Source organism: Streptomyces sp. ASQP_92, from assembly GCF_025399895.1.
GTDB lineage: Bacteria > Actinomycetota > Actinomycetes > Streptomycetales > Streptomycetaceae > Streptomyces.
Genome location: NZ_JAODUA010000020.1, coordinates 67,085 through 90,995, shown reverse-complemented (window position 1 = coordinate 90,995; position 23,911 = coordinate 67,085). Strand labels below are relative to the sequence as shown.

Here is a 23,911-nt window from a genome sequence, read left to right as displayed (position 1 = left end):
AACCGCAAGCCGAGCGTCGGCGTGACCATCAAGGTCCCGTTCCGTAACGCCGAGGACGGCGAAGAGGACTGATCCTTGCCGGCCGGCCCGGCGGTTCGCCGCCGGGCCGGCCGGCAAGACCCCCGACTCCGGCCCCCCGGGCCCCATTCCCTACGTCTCCGCACACCCCGAGGAGCCGACATGCGTGTCCTGCTGGTCAATATGCCCTGGTCGCCCATCGACCTTCCCTCGCTGGCCCTGGGAATCCTCAAGCGCAGCGTGGACGAACGCGTGCCGGGCGCCACCGCCGAAGTGCTGCACGCCAATCTCGAATTCACCGACTGGATCACCGAGCGCACCGAATTCACCGCCGACGACTACGAGTACTACGCGCTCTCCTCCTATTTCATGGGCTGCGGCGACTGGGTGTTCTCCTCCGCCCTCTACGACGACCCCGCCTGGCGCGACGAGGAGTTCGCGGCTGCGATGAAGGGCAAACTCCGCAAGTCGCGACTGCGTATGTCACAGGAACTCCACCGCCAGGTACCGGAGTTCGTCGCGATGATCGCCCAAAGGATCGTGGAGTACGCGCCCGACGTCGTCGGCTTCACCTCCACCTTCCAGCAGAACACCGCGGCCCTCGCCGCCGCCCAGCAGGTCAAGCGGCTCGCCCCGGGCATCGTGACCGTCATGGGCGGCGCCAACTGCGACGGCGAGCAGGGCGAGGCCGTCCACCGCAACTTCCCGTTCGTCGACCATGTCATCCGGGGCGAGGGCGAGTCCGCCTTCCCCCAGCTCCTGACCGCCCTCGCCGAGGGGGCCGGGGCCGACGTCCTGGAGAAGGTGCCGGGCCTGTGCCACCGGGACGAGGAGGGCGCGAGCATCGTCAACCCGATGGCCACGAGCCCCCTGCCGCCGGCCACGATCCTGGCTCCCGACTACAGCGGCTACTTCGAGCGCCTCGCCTCCTCCGTGGCCCGCAACTGGGTCGAGCCCAAGCTCGTGGTGGAGGGTGCGCGCGGCTGCTGGTGGGGCGAGAAGCACCACTGCACGTTCTGCGGCCTCAACGGCTCGTTCATGCAGTTCCGGTCCAAGAGCCCGGACACCTTCTTCGAAGAAATCATGGAACTCGCCCGCCGCCACCGGGTCCTGGACATGTACCTCGTCGACAACATCCTCGACATGGGCTACCTCACCACGGTGCTGCCGCGCATCATGGAGAGCGGCTACGACCTGCGGATGCACATCGAGATCAAGGCCAACATGCGCCGCAGCCAACTGCGTACGCTCGCCGAGGCCGGACTCATCTACGTGCAGCCGGGCATCGAGAGCCTCAACAACCGGGTCCTCGACCTGATGGACAAGGGCGTCAGCGGCTGCCAGAACGTCCGGATGCTCCGCGACGGCGCCGAGACCGGTCTCTCCGTCGCCTGGAACTATCTGCACGGCTTCCCGGGCGAGACCGCCGAGGACTACGACCCCGTCATCGCGCAGATCCCCGCCCTGGAACACCTCAACCCCCCGGTCGACCTGTCCGCGCGGATCGCGATCGAGCGCTTCAGCCCGTACTTCAACCGGCCCGAGCTCGGCTTCGACGGGCTGCGCCCCGAAGAGCACTACCGCTTCACCTACGACCTGCCCGAGTCCGAGCTGTACGACCTCGCCTATGTCTTCGAGGCCCCGCAGCGCGGCATCACCGAGCCCACCGTCACCGCCCTCAACGACGCGCTCGACGCCTGGAAGAAGCACCACGCCGACGCCCGGCTCACCCACACCGACCTCGGCGACCGCATCGTCCTGGTGAGCAGGCGGCGCGCCTTCGACTGGCGCGCGATGGAACTGACCGACCCCTTCGAGCTGGCCGTCTTCCGCCTCCTCGACCAGCCGCACACGGCCCCCGCGCTCACCCGCAAGGCCGCCGCCCGCGCCAAGGGCGCCGAGCGCGAGGAGAGCGCGGTGCAGCGACTCCTGGACTCCTGGCTCGCGCTCGGCCTGGTGTTCACCGACGGCGGCCAGTACGTCCACATCGCGCCCTCGGCCGTCAACGAGGACCTGCTGCGGCTGGACTTCATGCGCCACGCGCAGGCCGCGCTCGACGCCGCCGAACAGCCCGCCCGGCCCGAGCCGTTGAGCGTCTGAGCCCACGTGTCCGACACAGGAGCAGGAGGACAAGACCGATGAGCACCGCCCTCACCACCACGACCGAGTCCCTCACGGTCGCCGCCTGGCGCGACTACGACCCCGAGGCCTGCACGCTGCCCGGGATGTACCTCGGCGAGCGGGAACTGACCGGCTCCATGGGCGAGGAGAGCGACCGCCTGTGGGAGTCGGGCGCCCGCCGGGTGCGGCTGACCGAGCCCATCGACCTCGCCGAGCTCGACGCCCCGGGCGCGGCCGAGCGCGCCGTACGCGGTCTGAGCCTGGTGCGCGACCTGACGGCCCGGGCCGTCCTGGTCGAATGGAAACTGCGCCTGTCCCCGTCGGCCGCCGACGACACCTGGCGCACCCTCAGCCACCTCCAGCCGCCGCAGCGCCTGGAGGGCCCCGCCGACGCGACGGGTGACCTGCGCCGGTGGCGCGAGGGCCACTACCTGTGCAAGTGCCTGTGGCGGCAGGGCCCGGGCTTCGTCCAGATCCGGGACCGCCGATGGGGCGATCTGCGCCGCTTCACCGCCGACGAGCCGGAGTACCGCCACACCATCGAGGCCCTCGCCTACGGGGCCCCGGCGGCCTCGGTGCCCCCGTCCGTGCTGGCCGACTTCACCGGCGAGCGCCTGGTCCTGGAGGTCGGCGAACTCGCCTGGTGGATGCCGTACCGGGTGAACCGCTGGATCCAGGAGGCCATGGCGATCTGAGCACGGGCCGCCCCAACCCCCTTGCCACACCGTGGAGTTGGGGCAGCCGCCCGGCGTCATGGCTCAGGCCTCGACCCCGCCGTCGCGCCGCTTCACCTTGCGCCGCAGCCTGGCCGGCCACGTGCGGGTGTCGCGGGGCTGCACATAGGGCTCCTCGCCCTCGGGGTGCCCGTCGCTGATGGCGCGCTGACGCGCCAACTCCGCATCCAGCTCGAGCCCCAGCAGGATCGCCAGGTTCGACAGCCACAACCAGATCAGGAAGATGATGAGGCCCGCCAGCGTGCCGTACGTCTTGTTGTACGAGCCGAAGTTGGCCACGTACAGCGCGAAACCGGCCGACGCCGCCAGCCACAGCAGTACCGCGAGCAGGCTGCCCGGGCTGAGCCAACGCAGGCCCTGGCCATGGACGTTGGGGGCGCGCCAGAACAGCAGGGCCACCATGAGGACCACCAGTACCAGCAGCACCGGCCACTTGGCGATGTTCCAGGTCGTGACCGCCGCGTCACCCAGTCCGATCGCGTTCCCGGCGCGCTGCGCCAGGGGCCCCGTGAAGACCACGATCACCGCGCTGATGGCGAGCAGCACCATCAGCGTGACCGTCAACGCCAGCCGCAGCGGCGTCAGTTTCCACACCGGCCGGCCCTCCGGCAGGTCGTACACGGCGTTCGCGGCCCGGATGAACGCGGCGACATAACTCGACGCCGACCAGATCGAGGCGATCAGGCTCACCACCGCGATCACCCCGCTGGTGCCGCCGTTGTCCTGCAACTGACGGACCGCGCTGTCGAGCAGATCGTGCACCGGGCCCGGGGTGAGATGGCCCAGGTTGTCCAGGAGCGACTGCGTCGCGCTCCTGCCGACGACGCCCAGCATCGACACCATCACGAGCAGCGCGGGGAACATGGACAGCACGCCGTAATAGGTGAGCGCCGCCGCCCTGTCGGGGAGGTCGTCGTCGAGGAACTCCCGGCCGGTGCGGCGCAGCACCGCCATCCAGGACCGGGCCGGGAGATCGGTGGGGTCGCCGGGCTCCTCTTCCGGCCCCGGACCCGCCGTGTCCCGCTGCGCGGTGCCGGCCAGGTGGGCGCGGAATCGGGTCCAGTACGAACTCCGGGTGTGCGAGGTCTCTGTCATGAGCATCGAGTCCCCTGGAAGACGCCGCTCACGCGCCCGCGCGGCCGTTCCGATGTCACCGGTTGTGCCACACCAGCGTGTAGCGCCAGAACAGGCGCCGCCGCAGCCGGACTCCGGGCAGCACGGTGCGGGCCTCGTCGGCGATGTCGGCGAAGGTCATGGTGGCCGGGCGGGTGGGAGCCGTCATGGAGGCCGGACGCGGAGCCCTGCGGCCGCGGTTCTTGAGCCAGGCCATGGCGACGTTCATCACCAGGGCGGCCATGCCGAGCAAATGGTCGCCGACCGACCGCGCGCGGGCGAGCCCCACGACCACCAGCGTGCCGCCGGGGGAGAGGTGTTGGCGAAAAGCGGTGAGGGTGTCGGAGAACGGCAGATGGTGGAGGGTGGCGACGCAGGTGATGACGTCGTAGGGCCCCTCGGTGATCGCGGCCGGCGCGTCGCCGACGGCGAAGGTCACCGGTGACGCCGACGGGGTGAGTTCTCGCGCTCGGTCGACGATCGCGGGGTCGGCGTCCAGGCCCCGGACTGTGGCGGCCCGGCCGGCCAGAAGCCGGGCCAGGTCGCCCGTGCCCGAACGGACGTCGAGGGCTCTGTCGAAGCGCCGGGGCAGCTGTCTCATGATCCACCGGTGGTAGTGGGCGTTGTGGTCCCAAGGGCGTGCGGCATGGAAGCGGTCGAGGGCCTGGAAGAGGCGGACCGTCGGCGTCGTCATGGCGCAACCCCACCACTCCCGGTTCGCGCGCCGGCCCCCGGGGCCCGGCCACGGATCCCCGGTGCCGGCGATCACGACGGTGCCGGCCGCGAAACGGGCGCCTCGGCCCGCTCCGCGCCGACACGCCCGCGCCGCCGCTTGCGCTGCGCACACCGTGTCCGCAGGGGAGAGTTGAGGTACGTATGCCGGGTACGGGACACGCGGTCCGAAGGCCCGGCAGCACTCCGTACATCGCACCAGGCCTGGTGTGCCACCACCGACGACGACGCACAGGTGCCCATGAAATCAAGCAGGCGGGGGCCCACACCCCCGGGTGATCGAGGTCGAGGGTTCGGCTCGGGAAGCCCGCAGACCGAACGCATGGTCCGGACGCTGCTGCGCCGTCGGAAGATGAGCCTGAGCGCGGACGACGTCAAGGTGGCCGACAAGCCCGCCGTGCGCCGGGCCGTGTCCGCGGCCGCCCTCGGCAACACCATGGAGTGGTTCGACTTCGGTGTCTACGCCTATGTCGCCGCCACCCTCGGCAAGGTCTTCTTCCCGTCCAGCTCGCCGGGCGCCCAGGTCATCTCCACCTTCGCGACGTTCGCCGCCGCCTTCCTCGTCCGGCCGCTCGGCGGCCTGGTGTTCGGCCCGCTCGGCGACCGCGTGGGTCGCCAGAAGGTCCTCGCCGTCACCATGATCATGATGGCGATCAGCACCTTCGCGGTGGGCTTCCTGCCGGGCTACAAGTCCATCGGCCTCGCCGCGCCCGTTCTGCTGCTGATCTGCCGACTGGTGCAGGGCTTCTCGACCGGTGGTGAGTACGCCGGCGCCACCACGTACATCGCCGAGTACTCGCCCGACCGGATGCGGGGCTTCCTCGGCAGTTGGCTCGACTTCGGCACCTTCGTCGGCTACTCGCTCGGCTCCGGCATGGTCACCGTGCTGACCGGACTTCTGACCGAGGACCAGATGGTCGACTGGGGATGGCGGATCCCCTTCTACGTCGCCGGGCCGCTCGGGCTCATCGGCCTCTACATGCGGCTCAAGCTGGACGAGACGCCCGCGTTCCAGGAGGCCGAGGAGCGAGGACGGCAGGAGGCAGCGCGGGGCGGCGTCACCCCCGAGGAGCAGGAACGCCTGGAGCAGGCACGCATGTCGGGCAAGGGCCGGCTCAAGGAGGTCTTCACCCACCACTGGCAGGCCATGCTGGTCTGCATCGGCCTGGTGCTGCTCTACAACGTCACCAACTACATGGTGACGTCCTACCTGCCGACCTATATGAGCACCACCCTGGGCGAGTCCGAACTCACCGCGCAGCTCCTGGTCCTCGGCACCATGGTGCTCGTCGTCCTCACCATTACCGCCGTCGGCCGGTCCTCGGACCGCTACGGACGCCGGCCGCTCTTCCTGTGGGCCGGGGCCGCGATGGTCGTCTTCTCGGTGCCCGTCTTCCAGCTCATCCGCCAGGGCGGCATCGTCCTGCCCGCCATCGGCTGCGCCATCCTCGGCCTCTTCCTGGTGTGCTTCGCCGGGACCAGCGCGGCGACGTTGCCCGCGCTCTTCCCGACCCACCTGCGCTACGGCGGTCTTTCGCTCGCCTTCAACTTCTCCGTGTCCCTGTTCGGCGGCACCACCCCGCTGGTGGCCTCCGCCCTCGTCGACGCGACCGGCAACGAACTCGTGCCCGCCTACTACCTCATGGCCGCGGGAGTGATCGGTGTGATCTCGGCCCTGTTCCTTCGCGAGACCGCCGGCAAACCGCTGCGGGGATCGTCCGCCATGGTCGAGACCGAGGAGGAGGCCCGCGAGATGGTGGCGCAGAGCCGCACGCACGCGGGCCGCCGGGCCCGCGACATCTGGCTCCAGCTGCGCCAGGGGCATCTGCCGCATCTGCCCCACCGCTCGGACCGCGACCGCAAGGACCGCCGCGGCTGATTCCCCCCAGGACGCCTACCTAAGACGTCCCTCCCAGGACGTCCCTCCCAGGACGGCGCTCCTGTGACGGCGCTCCTGCGCCGGCGAGTACGTCAGGAGCGCACTCCCTGCCCGGCCGGGGCCAGTCGCTCCCACGCCTCGGCGAACATCTCGTGCGGTGGCGCCGTCGGCAGGATGCGGTCGAACGGGGCGAGGATCTGGTTGCCCCACAGCGGGCGCACCGCGTGGGTGGCCAGCTTCACCGTCTCCAACGGCAGGTGCGGAGCCTTGAGTTCGGTCCACTCGCCGGGCAGGAACAGGCCCCGGCCGGCCCGTGCCCGCTTCGCCTCCACCACCCTGCCCGTGCCGAGCAGCTCGGCGCCCACCTGTGTGTGGTGCTTGGCCGACCAGCCGTTCCAGCGCCGCACGTTGCGATCGGTGGGCGCGGCCAGCGTCGCCAACTGGAGGTAGAGGGCCGCCGCGTCCACACCGATCCCGAGCTCCCGAGCGACGTCCGCGACCAGCTCCGGGCAGGACCGGCGCGGATCCACCTCGTACGACCCCGCCGGCACGGCCCCCGACCGCGCCCGCCGCATCATGCGCTCCAGACCGCCTCCGGCCAGCAGGGGAGCCACCCGGCCGAGTGCCTCGGTGAGGTCGGTGACCGCGCTGACCCGCTGCCACACCTCGGGGTCGGCGACGGCAGCGGGCCGCAGGAAGCTGTCGCCGCCCGGGGCGCACACCACCAGCGGCCCGACGTCGTACGCGGTCGAGGGGACCGGGCCCGGCTCCTTGCGGGTGTCGGCGGCCACCGGCAACCGCGCGGGTCCGAACCGCTCCGCGATCCGCTCCGGGGTGTCCTGGACGCGGGCATGGGTCAGCGTCACCAGCAGTTCCGGACGGTCCAGCTCGGCCCGCAGCCGCTCGTAGAGAGCCGTCGCGCCTGCCACCGCGGGATCACCGACGGGCCGGTCCGTCCACGCCCAGACCAGCGCGCTCGCCATGGCCCGGTACGCCACGCCCACCGGTGTGCCGTACGGCAGTCGAGGTCCGGCCGGCGGCACGGCCCGCACCTCGACGCCCGTGCCGTACCGCGTCGCCGCCAGCTCCCAGCCGGCCGCCTCCACGGTGTCGTCCGAGGCCGCGTCGTACCCGCCCGCGAGGCGCCGGGCCCACACCTCGCCGAGGCCGAGGGCGCCCTCCAGGGTGTCGGCCGCCTCGTCGTGCACGGGGGGCAGCGCCCCGACGAGGTCCCGCCACACTCCGGCCATCCGCTCCGCGGCCGCCTCGACCCCGCCCGGCGCCCACAGCTGCGCCGGTTCCCCGGGCAGGGCGGCGGCGAGCACGGCCCGCCGGCCGGCCGGGCCCAGCCGCTCACGGAGACGGTCGTACGAGGCGGCCGTCATCGGCGTCGCCCGGTAGGGAGCCTTGCGCACCAGGGCGCCGTCCTCCTCCCGGTCCGGCCTGCCGGCGAATCCGGCCAGCACGAGCCGAGCCACCGGCCGCCGTACGCCCGTGAGTTCGGCGAAGCGCGCCACCGCCGACTCGGGCAGCGGGACGGGGCCGTGCGCGCCGACCGCCGCGACCAGGGCGCGCAGCCGCGCCGCGTCGTCCCGCTCCACCGTGACCAGCCGCGCCTGAGCGGCCGCCGGTACCGGGTCGTCGTCCGCCCCCGTCGCGGGCGCCACGAACCAGCGCTGCGAACCGCCGGCCCGAACTCCCGCCCACACCACGGCAGTTCCGGCCGCCTGCCATCCTTCCAGGGCCGCCGCATCGGAGGTGCGGCCCACCCACCACCGGCTGCCCGCCCGGGCGAAGGGCTGCTCGGCCCAGGTGTCCAGGAGCGCGAGCAGCGCGGCACGCTCGTCCTCGGGGGTCGGCGCCACCGCCGCCCGCCACGCGGCGGCGTCGATGGCACCCAACAACTGGGACCAGTCGCACGGCGGCGCGGGCGGCGAGAGCCGGCGCACCTCCTCGGTGATGCTCCCGGCCAAACAGGCGCCGTCCGCCGCGATCGCGCTGAGTGTCGCGGGCTGCGTGCTGTCCGCCTCCCGGCGCCAGGGATCGCGCTCGCCGTCCCGAACGAGCCCGAACAGCGCCGGCATCAGTTCACTGTCCGGCGCGGAGCCGCGCGGCAGAACCGGGGGAGCCTCGGCGAGGACCACGACGCGCCGATGCAGCGCGCGCCGCCGCTTCTCCACCCGGGCGGCCCGCGAGGCCACCGCCACGACGGCCCCGGCCAGCACCGGGTCCGTGATCTGCGGCAATTCCCGGGCCACCGCCGCGCGCAGCGCGTCCGCGCCGTCGAACGCGGCCGCAAGCAGGGCGTTCGCCGTCTCGTGCCGCACCGCCCGCAGCGCCCGGGAACCGGCCGCGTCCCGGGTCACCAGCAGGTACCAGAACGCCGGTGGCAGGGCCACGCCGGTCGACACGGTGACCCGCCGGGAAGGCCGCCCCTCGCGGTGGCGGGGAGAGTGGTGGCCATCCAGTTCCCACAGCAGGCCACCATCGGCCGCGTACGCGCGCACCCCGGTCCGGGTCTCCGCCTCGGCCAGCACCACGTCCTCGGCCGCCCCTTCCGGCGGCGCCCACAGCCCCCAGGGCGACTGTCCCGGGCGGTCGATGTCGAAGCGGGCGGTGCGCCCGTCCACGCTCTCCACCAGGAAGTGATCGGGCGCGGGGTGACGGTGCCGGGTGCGGAACAGCACCCGCGTCCCGACCAGACCGTCCCGGCAGCCCAGCGGAGAACCCGTCAACTCGGCCGGAAGCGGCGCCAGTTGAAGGAACTCCGTCGCGAGGGACATCCCCTCCTCCGATGGGTCGCCGCCCACGGCGCGGCCCGGGAAGCCGGGCAGCGGCGCCGGACCCTGCCGCTGCCCGGTGACCGGGTCCACAGCCTCCCAGGCGCGGTCCCCGAAGACGGCGTTGGTCCACACCCGGGAGCCGTCGCCCAGCTGCAACTCGTCGCGGTCGATGCCCTCCGTGCCGCCCGCGCGCAGCACCCGCAGGCCACCGTGGCGACCCTGCCCGTCGGCGGTCTCGAACTGGAAGCCGTACGCCCCGTCCAGCCTGCCGCCGAACGGCACCAGGCCTCCCGTCTCGTCCGGGGTGAACGGCTGGTCGGGACGGTCGGCCCAGAAGGCGGTGTCGCAGTGGTAGGGGCTGGGCCGCGCCGTCCAGCTCACGAGGAAGGAGCCGCCCACGTAGTGGACGGCGAACATGGTCGCGTCCGGGGGAACGGTGAAGCGGCACGAGCCGCGCTCCCCGTCCGGGCCGACGGCGACCGCCCGATCGGGCCCGAACACCGTGAGGACCGGCCAGGTGGAGGTCACCCCCGCCACGCCCGGCAGCGGCCGATCCGCCTCCTCGGGCCCGGCCTCCGCGGCGAACCGCGCGTACACCGACTCCAGGGCGGGCCAGGCCAGTTCCTCGGGCAGGCCCGCTGCCAGGGAACGGCGCAGCGCGCCCGCCGCGCCCGCGTCCGCCAGGGCGTCGACGATCCCGGCGAGGGCTCCGACCGTCGGCCGGTCCAGCAGTGCCTCCAGTTCGGCCACGGCCTCCTCCGCGCCGGCCATGCCACCGCCCGCCACCGTGTCGACGAGCTTGCCGACCCGAGCGGCCACCCCGTGCGCGATGCCCTCGTTGCCCGGAAGCAGCGTCACCGCCGACCCCGGCCTGCGGTGGGCGCTCGACCAGTCCGGAAGGAGACCCTGGTGCACGGTCCCCTCCAGGCGCGGGCCGAAGACGGGATCGGCGGCCAGTGCGGCAAGGTCGCGCCGGGACCGCTCGCCCCAGAACCGCATGCGGATCTCCGGGCCCGGATCGACGACCGCCACACCCGCCGCCAGCAGCGCGTCCAGCACGTCGGCATCGACGCCCTGGTGGTAGTGGCGGGTGGTGTGCACCGTCACCGGCGCGCCCGCCGCCCGGAGCCGGGGCCCCAACCGGTCCACCAGATCGAGGAATTCGGCAGGCAGTGGCTGCCGCCCCACCCCGCCGCCCGCCTGCGCGGCGTACTGGTACATATGGACGAACGTGCCCACCCAGTGGTGCGCGCCGCCCTCGGGGACGATCCGGCCCTCCTCCATGGCTCGCGTCGCGCCGCAGCCGATGAGCATCCGCAGCCATGGGCCGCCGTCGGTGGTGCCGGTCGGGAACATCTCGACGAGGCCGGCCGCGACCGCGTCCGTCGGCTGATGGGTCGTCAGAATCGGGAGGGCGGCGGTCAGGAGCGCGTCGGGCACCGACTTCTCGCGGGTGACGGACAGGAGCGCGCCCACCAGGCGTGCCACCTCCTCGTCCCCGTGCCCGGCCCCCTTGGCCGAGGCGCGTATCCGGCGGACCAGATCCGTCGGCAGGTCGGCGGCCGAACCCGCCCACGCCGTCAGGAACGCGTCCAGAGCCGCGTGGGCCGCGGCCGGCTCCAGCGTCTCGGCCAGGAAGCGCTGATGCGCCCCGAACTCCTTGGCGGGCATGGCCCCGCCCGCGGCGAACAGCAGCGCGTTGGCTCTGCGGTAGCCCGCGTCGACCGAGAGCCCGTGCTCGGCCTCGGCCGCTCGCGCCGCCGCGTAGGCCCGCCCGCCCGGGCGGCTGCCGTAACCGATCAACCGATGGCCCACCGTGTCCCAGAACCACGGCAGATGAGCCGGTGGCAGCCGCCGCGCCCGGGCGGTCATGGTGTCGACGAACCGGCCGGGCTTGTCCCAGGTCCGGGCGAGTTCGCGGGACATCTCCTCGACGAGGCCGCGCGCGGCATCGGCCGCGCCCGGGTCGTGGGCCGCGACCCAGTCGGCGTACGTGGTCGAGACATGCGTACCGGCGGTCGGCACCAGGGCGTCCAGCGAGGCGATCATGCTCTGGATGGTGGCATGCCCCACTGACAACACCGCGAGCGCGTGCGGGAGGCTGACCCACCGACCGCGAGGCGGCCGCGGGCGCCCGCCCGGACTCCCCGTCGGCGCGCCCCTCCCGCCGGGACGGAGCGAGGCCGCTCGCGGCGTTACCGTCGGCGGCATGGACGGTGATCTTCGAGGATGGCGTCAATGTCTGCTCGGCGGGGCGGTGTTCGCCGTGTGCATGACGGGCACCACGCTGCCGACCCCGCTGTACGGCCTCTACCAGGACGAGTTCGGATTCTCCGAACTGACCGTCACGGTCGTGTACGCCGTCTACGCCTTCGGGGTCATCGGCGTGCTCCTGCTGGCGGGCAACCTGTCGGACACCGTCGGCAGACGCCCCGTGCTGCTGTCGGGCCTGGGTTTCGCGGCCGCGAGCGCGGTCTGCTTCCTGTGCGCCGACGGTCTCGGCTGGCTCTACGCGGGCCGGCTGCTCTCCGGACTGTCCGCCGGCCTGTTCACCGGGGCGGCCACGGCGTACGTGATGGACCTGGCGCCCCGCGAGGGCGGAGCGCGGGCCACGTTCGTGGCGACGGCCGCGAACATGGGCGGCCTCGGCTGCGGCCCGCTGCTCGCGGGCGTGCTCGCGCAGTACGCCGGCCGGCCGTTGCTGCTCCCGTTCGCCGTGCACCTGGCGCTGGTGGCCGGCTCGGTCGCGGTGGTGCTGTGGCTTCCCGAGACCGTCCGTGAGCGACAGCCCCTGAGCAGTGCGCGGACCCAGCGGCCGGGACTGCCCTCGCAGGTGCGGCCGGTGTTCGTGCCCGCGGCGATCGCGTCATTCGTGGGGTTCGCGCTGTTCGGGGTCTTCACCTCGGTGAGCCCCGCCTTCCTCACCGAGGCGCTGAACGTCCACAACCACGCCGCGACCGGCCTGATCGTCGCGCTCGCCTTCTTCGCCTCGACCGCCGGGCAGTTGGCCGTCGGCACGGTGGGGCTGCGACGGTCGCTTCCCCTGGGCTGCGTGGCCCTGCTGTTCGGGCTCGCGCTGCTCGCCGGCGCCCTCCGCTGGGACCTGCTGCCGCTCATCGTGCTGAGCGCGCTGGTCGGCGGCTGCGGGCAGGGGCTGACGTTTCGCGCGGCCCTGTCCGCGGTGGCCGAGGCATCCCCCGAGGGCCGGCACGCGGCGGTCATCTCGACGCTCTTCGTGGTGGCCTATACGGGCATCTCGGTGCCGGTGATCGGGGTGGGCGTCCTGGTGGGACCCCTCGGCCTGGAAGGCGCGGGGCTCGCCTTCATCGCCTGCATGGCCGTCCTGGCCTCCGTCGCTGCCGTCTACCTCGTCCGCAGGCCGGTACGGGAGAAGGCGTGAGGACGACGTACTGCGCGCTTGCGACGCGGAACGGATCGTTGCCCGGCGTTCCGCAGTGGTGCCGGGCGATCCGAGGCGTTGTCCGGCGAACCGGAGCGCTGCCTACAGGGCGGGCATCGGCAGGGCCAGGTCCACGGTGACCGGGCCGTCGCCCCCGTGGTGGGTGGCCGAGGAGGCGCGGGGCGCGTGGCCCGCGGCCGTCGCGGCCAGCACATAGGCGCCGCCCCGGGGGACCGGCACCGCGTACCGGCCGCTCCCGTCGGTGTGCGCGGCGCCCGCCTGGCGGCCGTGACGGTCGATCAGCGTGACCTTGGCGTGGGCCACCGGCACACCGGACGCGCCGACGACCTGACCGTGGAAGGCGGCCAGCGCCTCGGTGACCCGCTCCAGGACCGCGTCCTCCTCGCTGCTCGCCCGCAACTGCGGCTTGGCGGCCGGACGGCCCCTGGGCAGGAAGAGGGCGAGCACCAGACCGCCGGCCACGGCGCCGGTGGCGATCAGGAACGAGACGCGGAAGCCGTGCATCGTCGGGAGCGTGAGCGGACCGAAGTTCTTCGACGTGTTGGCGAGCACCATGCCGATGACGGCGCTCGACACCGACGTACCGATCGAGCGCATCAGGGTGTTGAGGCCGTTGGCCGCGCCCGTCTCGGACGGGTCGACCGCGCCGATGATCAGCGCCGGGAGGGAGGAGTAGGCGAGACCGATGCCCGCGCCGACGATCACCGAGATCACGATGGTCTGCCAGGCCGCGCTCATCAGGCCGAGCCCCGCCCCGTATCCGATCGCGATGATCAGCATGCCGAGGATCAGGGTGGTCTTCGGGCCGTACCTGGCCGAGAGCCGGGCGTAGATCGGGGCGGTCAGCATCATCGTCACACCGAGCGGCGCGACGCACAGACCGGCGACGACCATGGACTGGCCGAGCCCGTACCCGGTGGCGGCGGGCAGTTGCAGCAACTGGGGCAGCACGAGCGATATGGCGTAGAAGGCGACCCCGACCATCGTGGAGGCGAGGTTGGTGAGCAGCACCTCACGCCGGGCGGAGGTGCGCAGGTTCACCAGCGGAGCCTGGACGCGCAGCTCCATCACGCCCCACAGGACGAGCACGAGGACGGCCGAGCCGAGCAGGCCGAGCGTGGTGGTCGAGCCCCAACCCCAGTCGCTGCCCTTGGTGATCGGAAGCAGCAGCAGGACCAGTCCCGCGGAGAGGCCCAGCGCGCCGAGCGCGTCGAAGGTGCCCTCCGCCTTGACCCTGCTCTCCGGTACGAACAGGAGGGTGAGCCCCATGGCGACCACGCCCAGGCCCGCCGAGCCGAAGAACAGGGCGTGCCAGTCGGCGTGTTGGGCGATCAGCGCCGCGATCGGCAGGGCGAGGCCGCCGCCGACGCCTATGGAGGAGCTCATCAGGGCCATCGCCGAGCCGAGCTTCTCGCGGGGCAGCTCGTCACGCATCAGGCCGATGCCGAGCGGGATCGCGCCCATGGCGAAGCCCTGGAGGGCGCGGCCGGCGATCATCACGAGGAGCTCGCTGGTGAAGCCCGCGACCAGTGAGCCGACGACCATGATCGCGAGACTGGTCAGCAGCATGCGGCGCTTGCCGTACAGATCGCCGAGCCGGCCCATGATCGGGGTGGACACGGCGCCGGCGAGCAGCGTCGAGGTCATGACCCAGGTGGCGTTGGAGGGCGAGGTGCCGAGCAGCGCCGGCAGGTCCTTGATGACCGGCACGAGCAGGGTCTGCATCACCGCGACCGTGATACCTGCGAAGGCCAGTACGGGGACGACACCGCGTACGCCGCGCGGTGCGGCCTGCTGGTCGGTCGTCGGGTGGGACATTGCGGAGCCTCCGGAGGCGGGGAGAGGTCGGCGGCGGCCCCCGAGAGGGGTACGAGTGGCTTGAACCCGTTTCCCCAGGCGACTATTCCGGCCGGGCCTCGATGATTTCCGTCCGAGAGTGAAGCTTGACCTGGATGAGAAACGCTTGACCCGTTCATTACGGCGAGGGGAAGGCCTCTTCACAGCCCCGTGGGGAAGACGGCCGCACCGCTTCGCGAGGGGAACTCGGAAGACACGGAGCGATTCGCTCACGCAAGCGGCCGACGGTGGCGGGCGAGGCCGGGCTGCGGCAGAATCCGGCGCCATGAAGATCACCGAACGGGAGCTCAACCGGGCCGGCTTGAGCCGCCAACTCCTTCTGGAACGGGCGCCGTTGACGGTCTCGCAAGGAGTGCGGCAGGTGGTCGCGCTCCAGGCGCAGCAGCCCGCCTCCCCGTACATCGCGCTCTGGAACCGCCTCTCCGGCTTCGAGCCGGCCGAGCTGGACGAGGCCTTCGCGCGACGCTCCGTCGTCAAGGCGACGCTGATGCGGCTCACCCTGCACGCCGTGCTCGCCGAGGACTACCCCGACTTCCGCGCGGCACTGCAAGCGACGTTGTACGGATCCCGGCTCGGTTACCGCTTCGCCGCGGCGGGCCTGACGCCCGCGGACGCCGAGGCGCTGGTGCCGGAGCTGCTGGCCTTCGCCGACCGGCCGCGGACCATGGCCGACATGCGGGGGTGGGTCGAGGAACGCGTCGGCGCCGAGAAGCGGGACGGGTGCTGGTGGGGACTGAGGGCGTACGCGCCGCTGCACCACGCCGCGACGGACGCGCCCTGGTCGTTCGGCTACCGGCCGTCGTTCGTCGCAGCCGGCACCGGACCCGCCCCCACCGGACGGACGGCGGACCCGGACGCCCTGCGGAGGCTGATCCTGCGCTATCTGGCCGGGTTCGGGCCCGCCTCCGTGGCGGACGTCGCACAGTTCGCCATGGTGCAACGCTCCCTCGTACGCGAGGCCCTGCGCGCCCTCGACGACACCGTCGAGCACCTCCAACGGCCGGACGGCACCGCGCTGTTCGACCTTGCCGACGCACCCCGCCCGCCCGCGGACACACCGGCCCCGCCCCGGCTCATGGCCATGTGGGACAGCGTCCTGCTGGCCTATGCCGACCGGGGCCGGGTGATCCCGCCCGCGTACCGCCCGCTGGTGATCAGGAACAACGGCGATGTGCTGCCCACCCTGCTCGTGGACGGGTACGTCGCCGGGGTGTGGCGGCCGCTCGCCGACGGCATCGAGGCGACGGCCTTCCACCCGCTCTCACGAGCCACGTGGGAGGGGCTCGCCGAGGAGGCCCGGTCCCTGGGCGCCCTGCTGGCCGCTCGCGAGCCGGCGCCCTACAGCCGCTACCACCACTGGTGGGTCAAGCTCCCCGAGGGTGAGGTACGCATGCTGCCCACGGCGGAGTGAGCGGGGCGGGTTCGTCGGGGCCGGGGGAGGAGTCACCCAGGGCCCTGCTGTTCCGGTGGTGCGCCCGGCCCGGGCGAAGGCGCGGACGCCCGGCCGAAGTCGGTGGTCAGCCAGTGCTCGATGGACTTGTCGGGGAATTCATGGGGCTGGTAGGTACCGGCGACCGCGGCGATGTCGCTGATCCGGTCCAGGCGGAACGTACGCCAGTCGTCCCGGTCGACGTCGAAGGCGACGAGGTACCACCGCCCCGCGCGCAGGAAGTGCCGGTAGGGCTCGACCAGGCGGGTCGAGGGTCGGCCGTTCCGGTCGGCGTACCGGAACCGCACCCTGCCGTCCGACGCCACCGCATCCGCGATCGCCCCGACGGTCGCCGCCGCGAGCCCGGCACCGGGCTGCTCCAGGACCTCCGTCGCCAAGTCGGTCGCCGCGGCCCGCCTGCGCAGCGGGCGCGGCAGGACCTGGTCGAGCTTGAGCAGGGCGCTCGACGCCACGGCCTCCTGCGGGAACCAGGCCCGGATCAGATGCAGCCCCGCCACCACCGCGGTGACCTCGTCGGCGGTGAACAGCAAGGGGGGAAGCGCGACTTCGGGGCTCAGTCTGTAGGCACTCCCCGGCCCTGGGCGGGCCTCGACCGCGTACCCGAGACGGCGCAGCCGCTGGGCGTCCCGCCGTACGGTGCGGATGCTGGCGCCGAGCCGCTCTGCCAGGTCCGCGGCGGTCCACTCGCCCCCCGAACGCAGCAGGGTCAGCATGGTCAGGGTCCTGGTCGTCGGATCGAGGTCCATGGCTCCAGCCTCGCAGGAGAGGAGGACACGTACGGGCCGCCTCTGCTCCTAGCCTGGGTCCGAGTCCTCGAAGGGACGCGCCGGTCCCATCCGGGCGGGCGGGTTCTTGCCGGGGCCGTGTCCGTCGAATGCGAGAAGGACGATGCCCTCATCGGGGCGTGTCCGCCGCAGGGGAGGCAGTCATGCAGATCGCCGTCACGACACCGACCGGCAACGTCGGCCGCCACGTCGTCTCCGCACTGGCCAGGGCGGGGGTCCGGCCGCGCGTCCTGGTGCGTGACCCGGGCCGGCTGGCCCCCGGCATCCGGGGGGAGGTGGATGCCGTGAAGGTCGACCAGTACGACGCCGACACCGTGGTGGCCGCCACCCGTGGGATCGACGCCCTGTACTGGGTGGACCCGAGCACCGGCGGCGAGGACCCCCTCGCCGACTACACCCGGGCCACCACGAGCGTCGTGCGCGCCGTCACCGAGAACCGGATCGGCCGGGTCGTCTTCCAGAGCAGCGTGGGCGCCGAGAAGCGTCGGGGGGCCGGAGAGATCGACGGGCTGGCCCACACGGAGAAGGCGTTGGACGACACCGGCGTCGACGTCACCCACCTTCGCTGCGGCTACTTCTTCACCAACCTCGAACTCCAACTGGACGCCGTACGCGCCGGGCTCCTCCGCGTGGTCCTTCCGCTGGACCAGCCGATGGCGTGGGTGGCGCCGCGGGACATCGCGGAGGTGGCCGCGTGCCGCCTGCTGTCCTTGGCGTGGTCCGGGCGCTGCGTCCAGGCCGTGCACGGGCCCGCCGACCTCAGCTGGCGTCAGGTGGCCGGCATCCTCACCGCCGCGACCGGGCGGCGGATCGGCGTCGAGCGGATCACGGACGACGCCATGCGCGCCCAGCTCCGCGAGGCCGGAATGCCGGACGGGATGGTCGAGGCCGTGCTCGGTATGTCGACGGGCCTGCGCGAGAACTTCGTACCCGAGCAGCCCCGCACCGTCCGGACCACCACCCCGACCACCTTGGCGGCCTGGGCCTACGACCACCTCCGCCACCGCCTCCAGGACGCGTCCTAGCCCTGTCCTGGCCCCGGCGATCTGACGACGAGCATGTACCTGCTGAAGGCAGGGAAACCCACCCGGATCGCTCGGATAACATGATCGGCGCTGATGACAACCGTCATCGGCGCCGATCTTCACCGGAGCCACGCAATCCAACACGAAGAGTGACCTGTTATCTAAACAATCTTCTAGCAATCGGCCAATGAATTGACATCGATATCATCGCGAAACCCTTCGCGAATAAACGGCAGAATTTCTTCCGTGTGGCGTCAACCACGGGCGATGCTGTGGACTGCGGCGGCTGTGGTGGCCCTGGGGTTCCTCGTCGCGCTGGAGATCGCCGCGCGTCATTACGGCCTGCCCGGGCCGATCACCAACCAGGCGAAAGAGGTGATATTCGCCCCGAAGTCCGGGCCCCTCCTGTACGCCAGCATGGCGTTGATGATGGTCGTGCTCACCTGGCGGCAACGCTTCATCGCGATCGCGGCCGCCGTCGGCATCGACATCGTCTTCTTTCTGGTGCGCTGGGCCGTCGACGCCAAGATGATGTTCGGCAATGGCGCGCTGTGGGTGATTCTGGCCTGCGTCGTCATCGCCGTTACGCGCCGCACCGGGCAGGAACGGGTCCTGCTCCTCAAGGGCGTCGGCCTCGGCCTGCTTCTCGTGGCGGGGCGCAAGACGGGCGACACCTGGCTGCTCATCACGTCGAAGACCCGCCCGACCGTGCTCGACCAGTACGTGGCGACCGCCGACCACGCCCTCGGCAACCCGTCCTGGCTGATAGGCCGGTTCGTCAGGTCCACCGGCCCGGTCGGCGCCCACATTCTCGACTACGTCTACATTCAGCTTGCGGTGATGGCGGTCATTGTCGCCCTGTACCAGCTGCGCAACGTATCGACCGAACGCCGTTTTCCGGCCCATCATCTGGTGCGTACGTTCCTGGTGATCGGTCTTCTCGGGCCGGCGTTCTACATGATTTACCCGGTGGTCGGACCCATTTTCGCCTATGGCGCCGACGGCGGGCACTGGGCGGTCGCCAACGTGTGGCCGAATTCGGCGTCGATCAGCGTCCCGCACCATATGCGATTCAATGAATTCACCCCTCGCAACTGCATGCCAAGTCTGCATACCGCGTGGGCGACGACCATCTTCATCCATTCCCGCAAGGGTCCCCGAGCCCTGCGATTCGCGGGCGCCTTCTGGCTGATCGCGACACTCGGCGCGACACTGGGATTCGGCTACCACTACGGCACGGACATCATTGCCGGAGTGGTCTTCGCGCTCACCATCGAGGCGGGTCTGCGCTCGCTCGCCCGCGGGTGGGACCGGTCCGGAACGCAGCTGGTCGCGTACGGTTCGGCGGTCTTCGCCGCGCTCCTGCTGTCGTATCGCTATCTGTCCATGCCCATGGCAGAACATCCGTGGGTCTTCGGGCCGCTGCTGATTCTGGCGATGCTCTCCGTGATCCATTATTTCGTGCGGACCACCAGGGCCTGGGAGCCACAGGCCCAGCCCGTACGGCATCTGGAGCCGCAGGCAGGGCCGCAGCCGGAACTCGTCTGAGTCGTCGGCCGACTCCGCCGCCCGGGCCCTCCTGGCCACCCCGCCCCGACCGCCTCGCATCCGGCTCCCTGCCGCAGATGCCGACCGGTCGGCGGCGGGGTTTTCGCATGGCGGGCTCGCCTCCCGGCAGCCGCCTTCGGCCACCTGTCTCGGCGCGGGACCCGGGGGGCGCGACCGCCTCCGGCCGGGCCCAGCCGGGTTGGGCCTTCGCGCATGGCCCCGAACGAGTGGACTCGCTGAGCACGTTTCGGGCGCGAAGCCACACCCCGCCGTCGCGTGGTCATGCTGCTGTCCGATCGTCACAGCGATCATCATCGCGATCGTGACCATGACCGAAAGAGGCGTCCCCACATGCGTCGAATCCCCCGCCGTCGGTTGTTCGCCGCCACGCTGCTGGTGGCGTCCGTCCTGGCCCCGATGACACCGGCCTCCGCCGGCGTCGGTCACGCCGCCGCGAGCGTCGCCCGGCACGACCAGGACGAGCGGGACGACCGCTCGCCCGGCCGCCTCGACCCGCGTCTGGTCGCTCGCCTGGACAGGACGATCGAGGACGTCCGGCACCAGGCGAACATCCCGGGTGTCGTCGTCGGCCTGTGGATGCCCGGCAAGGGGAGTTACGTCCGCGCCACCGGGGTCGCCAACACCGAGACGCACCGGCCGATGGCCGCCGACTCCTACGTCCGGATCGGCAGCGAGACCAAGACCTTCACGGTCACCGCGCTCCTCCAGCTCGTGGACGAGCACCGGGTCCGGCTGGACGACCCCATCGCCAAGTACGTCGACGGCGTGCCGAACGGCCGCCGGATCACGCTGCGCCACCTCGCCGAGATGCGCAGCGGCCTGTTCCCCTACAGCGCCGACCCGGACTTCTCCCATGACCTGCTGAGCGACCCGACGCGCTACTTCACCCCCCGGGAACTGCTCGCGTACGGCTTCAAGCACGACAACACGGCCGCCCCGGGCCAGCAGTTCCAGTACTGCAACTCCAACCTCATCCTCCTGGGCCTGGTGATCGAGAAGGTGACCGGTCACCGGCTCGCCGACGTCATCCACCACCGTGTGCTGCGCCCGGCCCACCTGGACAACACGCTGTTCCCGCACGGCCCGGAGTTCCCCGTGCCGCACCCGCGCGGCTACACCGACCAGACGCTGAGCGGCGAGGTCGCCGACGCCACGGACTGGAACCCGAGCTGGGCCTGGGCGGCCGGGGCGATGATCTCGGACCTGCACGACCTGCGTCACTGGGCGGAAGTCGTGGCCACCGGACAGCTGCTGAGCCGCGAAACCCAGGCGCAGCGCCTGAAGACCCTGCCGACCGGTTTCCCCGGCACCAGCTACGGGCTCGGCATCCTCGAAACCAACGGATGGATCGGACACAACGGCTCCATCCCCGGCTACGAGACCGTGACCGTCTACCTGCCCTCGCAGAAGGCCACCCTGGTCATCATGATCAACACGGACTCGACCCATCAGGGCCAGGAGCCGTCGACGCTCCTCGCCCAGGCGATCACGGCCGTCGCCACGCCGGAGAACGTCTATGACGGCGCGGCGGTGTCGCACTAGATTCGCCGCTCCGCCGCTCCGCCGCTCCGCCGCTCCGCTGCTCCGCCGATTCGCCAATTCGCCGAAGTCCGGGTCCAGTTGATGGACCCGGACTTCCGCGTACGGCGCGCCGGCGAAGGGGGAGGATCCCGTGGTTCAACTGCCGGGCTTCTGCCACGTCAGCGAGTACCTGCGCAGGACATGTCGCCGGTAGCGCACCCCGGGTAGCAACTGCCGTGCCACTGACCGGACTTCGCCGTAGCTCATGAGCGGGTCGGCGATCGGCATGCCCTCCGGACCTCCCGCGCGCCGCACCGTCTTCGCGATACGTACGATCGGCGCGGCCGCGATCAGGGCCGCCCATTCCACCGCGCTCGCCTCCCGGGCCAGCCCGACGACCACCAACCTGCCACCGGGGCGCAGGAGTTCGCGCATCCGGAGGAGTGCCGCCGTGAAGTCCATGTGGTGGATCGTGGTCACCGAGCAGATGAAGTCGTAGCCCTGGGCCGGCAGTTCGGCGGTGAGGAAGTCGTCCTCGATGAAGTCGAGACGATCGTGGCCCGCGGCGGTCCCGCGTGCCTGGGCGATCATCTCGGGCGACTTGTCGATCCCTGTCACGCGCCTCGCCCGCGCGGTGAGCTTCCGGGCGAGCAGCCCGTCCCCGCAGCCCACGTCCAGCGCGGCGCCACACCCGGCGGGCACGGAACGGAGGATGCCCGGGTGCCGGGCGACGTTGGTGTTCCAGTACGGGTTCGGTACGGCGTGGGGCATCGGGTCATCGTAGGGGTGGGGCGTGCCGCTGCGGCCGTCATCGTCATTTTCGTCGCCGCCCATGACGACTTGCCTGCTATGCCGTGACATCCTCTCCGAGTTCCACGATCAGCAGGGTTCCCCGGCTGCCGGAACGTACTGCGTGGCTCGTACCTGCTGGAACGATGTAGAGCTCACCCGCGGAGACCGGCACCGCGTGCCCGTCGACGTCGAGTCGGAGCTGACCGTCGAGCACCAGCAGGACCTCGGTGGTCGTGTGGCTCTCCGTTTCGACGGGCATCTCGTCCATCCGCAGCACCTTCACGCAAGCGGTGCCCACGTTTCCCAGCACGACGGAGCGCCACCCTTCCGGGAGTTCCGCAGCGGTGTCGATCAGGTTGAACAGGCTCATGACGTACGTCTCCTACCGCCCGGCGCAGACCGGGGCCATGGGTGAACAGGGGATGCCGTGGACGCTATCCGAGCTGGGGCGAAGCCTGGTTGACCGGAAGGCAAAGGATGCGGACGGTGCGAAGCCGTGGGTCTTGGACGCCGTCGACTCCGGCCGCCGCCTGCGTCCCGGGCTCCTACCAGCCGGGCCGTTGTCGCATCCCGTGCCCGGCGGCGCCGTGGCCACATCCAGAACCGGGCGGCACCGGGACGGACATCCTGGGTGTGGGGCACCCAGCCGGGACGCGTCCTGGTCGGAGGCCTCTCACCTGCCCAGACTCGGTGGGCAAGCCAGACCGTAGCCATGGACGGCCCGGCGCGTACACGGGCAGCTACACGCTGACGGGTAGTCACATCGGCCACGCCGACGACTCCGGGTTCACGGCGACGGGCGACATCCGGGACGGCGTGCTGCACCACCAGCACCTCGTCCCGCACCGAGAGGACAACCACGCATGACAGGGACGACGACCAAGGTCGTGGCCATCACCGGGGCGAGCAGCGGGATCGGCGAGGCGACGGCGCGCCGCCTCGCCGCCGACGGCCACCGCCTCCTCCTCGGAGCGCGGCGCACCGAGCGACTCGGTTCGCTGGCCGAGGAGATCAACTCGGCAGGCGGAACAGCGGTGTTCCAGCAGCTGGACGTGACGGACGCGGCAGCCGTACACAGCTTCGTCCACGCCGCCCGCGAGCGCTACGGCCGACTGGACGCGCTGGTCAACAATGCCGGAGTGATGCCGCTGTCGCCGCTGGAGGCACTCAGGACCGACGAGTGGGACCGCATGCTCGACGTGAATGTCCGCGGAGTCCTGCACGGCATCGCCGCCGCCCTGCCCGTGATGCGCGCCCAGGGTGCGGGCCATTTCGTGAACATCGCCTCCGTCGGCGCCTACGAGATCTCGCCCACCGCGGCCGTCTACTGCGCGACCAAGTTCGCCGTCCGGGCGATCTCCGAGGGCCTCCGACAGGAGTCCACCGGGGACATCCGGGTCACTCTCGTCTCCCCGGGAGTGACCGAGTCCGAACTGGCCGAGCACATTTCCGACCCCGCCGCCCGCGAGGCCATGAAGACGTACCGCGCCGTGGCACTTCCGGCGTCCGCCATCGCCGACGCCATTGCCTACGCCCTCGCCCAGCCTCCGCAGGTCGATGTCAACGAGATCGTCGTCCGCCCCGCCGCGAGCATGCAATGACTCCCGGGTGAACCGTCGAACGGGTGGGGGTTCCGGCTGGTGAGGTGGGGGTACTCGGCGGGCACCAACCGGATAGGGGAGATGCCATGCTGGCGATAGGCGCCGCGGTTCTGTTCGCGATCGCGTTTCTGATCAACGCTGCGGACATGTCGACCAACGACGTGTTCACGTCCACGAACGTCATGCTCATCGGGCTGGCCCTGCTGGCTCTGCACGTTGCGGGTATCGGAAACGGCTGGGCGGGTCGCCGTCGCCGCTAGGCGGGTCCGGGCGGGGTGCCGGGCGACCGGTCGATGGCTCGCCGAGCCACCAGGGCCGGGGGGAGGCAGGTGTCGCCCGGCCCAGCTGCGGAACGGCACCGCTCCTGGATTCGCTCCGGAATTGGACCCGGCATCGAAGTGAACCTGAAATAAGCGCCCCTAATTTCTGGGGGCGCGCGTGGTTTAAATCGCAACTGCTTAATGCTCCCGCGCGCCCGATCGGCACCCGTATTGCGTCCTGGCATCGGTG

18 protein-coding genes are annotated in these 23,911 nt (G+C 71.7%); 11 read left to right on the top strand and 7 right to left on the bottom strand.

The annotated features are described in order from the left end of the window. The first annotated feature begins 180 nt into the window (after positions 1-180). Together N4G70_RS30985 and N4G70_RS30980 are read left to right on the top strand one after the other, a co-directional pair. The gene (locus tag N4G70_RS30985; protein ID WP_261716083.1) at positions 181-2,118 is read left to right on the top strand and encodes a RiPP maturation radical SAM C-methyltransferase; all 1,938 of its coding nucleotides are present in this window, start codon (positions 181-183) and stop codon (positions 2,116-2,118) included. Positions 2,119-2,156: 38 nt separating this feature from the next. Continuing rightward, complete coding sequence (locus N4G70_RS30980; protein WP_261716082.1) at positions 2,157-2,834, top strand: DUF5825 family protein; 678 nt, start codon at positions 2,157-2,159, stop codon at positions 2,832-2,834. Between the two features lie 63 nt (positions 2,835-2,897). Here the strand turns inward: N4G70_RS30980 and N4G70_RS30975 are convergent, their stop codons facing one another. Then, positions 2,898-3,968, bottom strand: a complete 1,071-nt coding sequence (locus tag N4G70_RS30975; protein ID WP_399037483.1) for a YihY/virulence factor BrkB family protein — start codon at positions 3,966-3,968, stop codon at positions 2,898-2,900. A 55-nt stretch (positions 3,969-4,023) separates the two neighbouring features. Further along, positions 4,024-4,680 (bottom strand): bifunctional 2-polyprenyl-6-hydroxyphenol methylase/3-demethylubiquinol 3-O-methyltransferase UbiG, encoded by a 657-nt coding sequence (locus N4G70_RS30970; RefSeq protein WP_261716081.1) that lies wholly within the window; start codon positions 4,678-4,680, stop codon positions 4,024-4,026. Positions 4,681-5,040: 360 nt separating this feature from the next. Between N4G70_RS30970 and proP the strand changes: the two genes are divergently transcribed. Beyond that, complete coding sequence (gene proP / locus N4G70_RS30965) at positions 5,041-6,597, top strand: glycine betaine/L-proline transporter ProP (RefSeq protein WP_261716080.1); 1,557 nt, start codon at positions 5,041-5,043, stop codon at positions 6,595-6,597. 92 nt (positions 6,598-6,689) lie between these two features. Here the strand turns inward: proP and N4G70_RS30960 are convergent, their stop codons facing one another. Continuing rightward, positions 6,690-11,429: a hypothetical protein gene (locus tag N4G70_RS30960; RefSeq protein ID WP_261716079.1), complete on the bottom strand. Its 4,740-nt coding sequence runs from the start codon at positions 11,427-11,429 to the stop codon at positions 6,690-6,692. A gap of 160 nt (positions 11,430-11,589) precedes the next feature. Here N4G70_RS30960 and N4G70_RS30955 point away from each other — a divergent pair, with 160 nt between their 5' ends. Continuing rightward, positions 11,590-12,780, top strand: coding sequence for an MFS transporter (locus N4G70_RS30955; protein WP_261716078.1), 1,191 nt, complete (start codon positions 11,590-11,592; stop codon positions 12,778-12,780). Positions 12,781-12,882: 102 nt separating this feature from the next. Here N4G70_RS30955 and N4G70_RS30950 read toward each other — a convergent pair whose 3' ends face one another. Then, on the bottom strand, positions 12,883-14,619 hold the full coding sequence (locus tag N4G70_RS30950) for an MFS transporter (protein ID WP_261716077.1): 1,737 nt from the start codon (positions 14,617-14,619) through the stop codon (positions 12,883-12,885). A gap of 304 nt (positions 14,620-14,923) precedes the next feature. Here N4G70_RS30950 and N4G70_RS30945 point away from each other — a divergent pair, with 304 nt between their 5' ends. Next, on the top strand, positions 14,924-16,069 hold the full coding sequence (locus tag N4G70_RS30945; protein WP_261716076.1) for a winged helix DNA-binding domain-containing protein: 1,146 nt from the start codon (positions 14,924-14,926) through the stop codon (positions 16,067-16,069). Between the two features lie 32 nt (positions 16,070-16,101). Here N4G70_RS30945 and N4G70_RS30940 read toward each other — a convergent pair whose 3' ends face one another. Beyond that, positions 16,102-16,854 carry a YafY family protein gene (locus tag N4G70_RS30940; protein ID WP_261716075.1) on the bottom strand — a complete coding sequence of 251 codons (753 nt, stop codon included), beginning with the start codon at positions 16,852-16,854 and terminating at the stop codon, positions 16,102-16,104. A gap of 182 nt (positions 16,855-17,036) precedes the next feature. Here N4G70_RS30940 and N4G70_RS30935 point away from each other — a divergent pair, with 182 nt between their 5' ends. From N4G70_RS30935 to N4G70_RS30925, 3 genes are all read left to right on the top strand, one after another. Further along, positions 17,037-17,918 carry an NAD(P)H-binding protein gene (locus N4G70_RS30935; protein ID WP_261716074.1) on the top strand — a complete coding sequence of 294 codons (882 nt, stop codon included), beginning with the start codon at positions 17,037-17,039 and terminating at the stop codon, positions 17,916-17,918. A 267-nt stretch (positions 17,919-18,185) separates the two neighbouring features. Then, on the top strand, positions 18,186-19,466 hold the full coding sequence (locus N4G70_RS30930; protein WP_261716073.1) for a phosphatase PAP2 family protein: 1,281 nt from the start codon (positions 18,186-18,188) through the stop codon (positions 19,464-19,466). 351 nt (positions 19,467-19,817) lie between these two features. Further along, entirely contained in the window at positions 19,818-21,029 is a 1,212-nt protein-coding gene (locus tag N4G70_RS30925) for a serine hydrolase (RefSeq protein ID WP_261716072.1), read from the top strand. A 135-nt stretch (positions 21,030-21,164) separates the two neighbouring features. On the opposite strand, the gene N4G70_RS30920 is transcribed toward N4G70_RS30925, so the two are convergent. Further along, on the bottom strand, positions 21,165-21,779 hold the full coding sequence (locus tag N4G70_RS30920; protein WP_261716071.1) for a bifunctional 2-polyprenyl-6-hydroxyphenol methylase/3-demethylubiquinol 3-O-methyltransferase UbiG: 615 nt from the start codon (positions 21,777-21,779) through the stop codon (positions 21,165-21,167). Between the two features lie 76 nt (positions 21,780-21,855). Beyond that, positions 21,856-22,170, bottom strand: a complete 315-nt coding sequence (locus N4G70_RS30915; RefSeq protein ID WP_261716070.1) for a cupin domain-containing protein — start codon at positions 22,168-22,170, stop codon at positions 21,856-21,858. Between the two features lie 263 nt (positions 22,171-22,433). Here N4G70_RS30915 and N4G70_RS30910 point away from each other — a divergent pair, with 263 nt between their 5' ends. The 3 genes from N4G70_RS30910 to N4G70_RS30900 all read left to right on the top strand — a co-directional run bounded on the left by N4G70_RS30910 (position 22,434) and on the right by N4G70_RS30900 (position 23,661). After that, positions 22,434-22,667 (top strand): Atu4866 domain-containing protein, encoded by a 234-nt coding sequence (locus tag N4G70_RS30910; protein WP_399037465.1) that lies wholly within the window; start codon positions 22,434-22,436, stop codon positions 22,665-22,667. Continuing rightward, positions 22,664-23,401 (top strand): SDR family oxidoreductase, encoded by a 738-nt coding sequence (locus N4G70_RS30905; RefSeq protein WP_261716069.1) that lies wholly within the window; start codon positions 22,664-22,666, stop codon positions 23,399-23,401. The genes N4G70_RS30910 and N4G70_RS30905 overlap by 4 nt, the downstream gene beginning before the upstream one ends. Positions 23,402-23,487: 86 nt before the next feature. Beyond that, positions 23,488-23,661 (top strand): hypothetical protein, encoded by a 174-nt coding sequence (locus N4G70_RS30900; protein ID WP_120720100.1) that lies wholly within the window; start codon positions 23,488-23,490, stop codon positions 23,659-23,661. Positions 23,662-23,911: the final 250 nt, after the last annotated feature.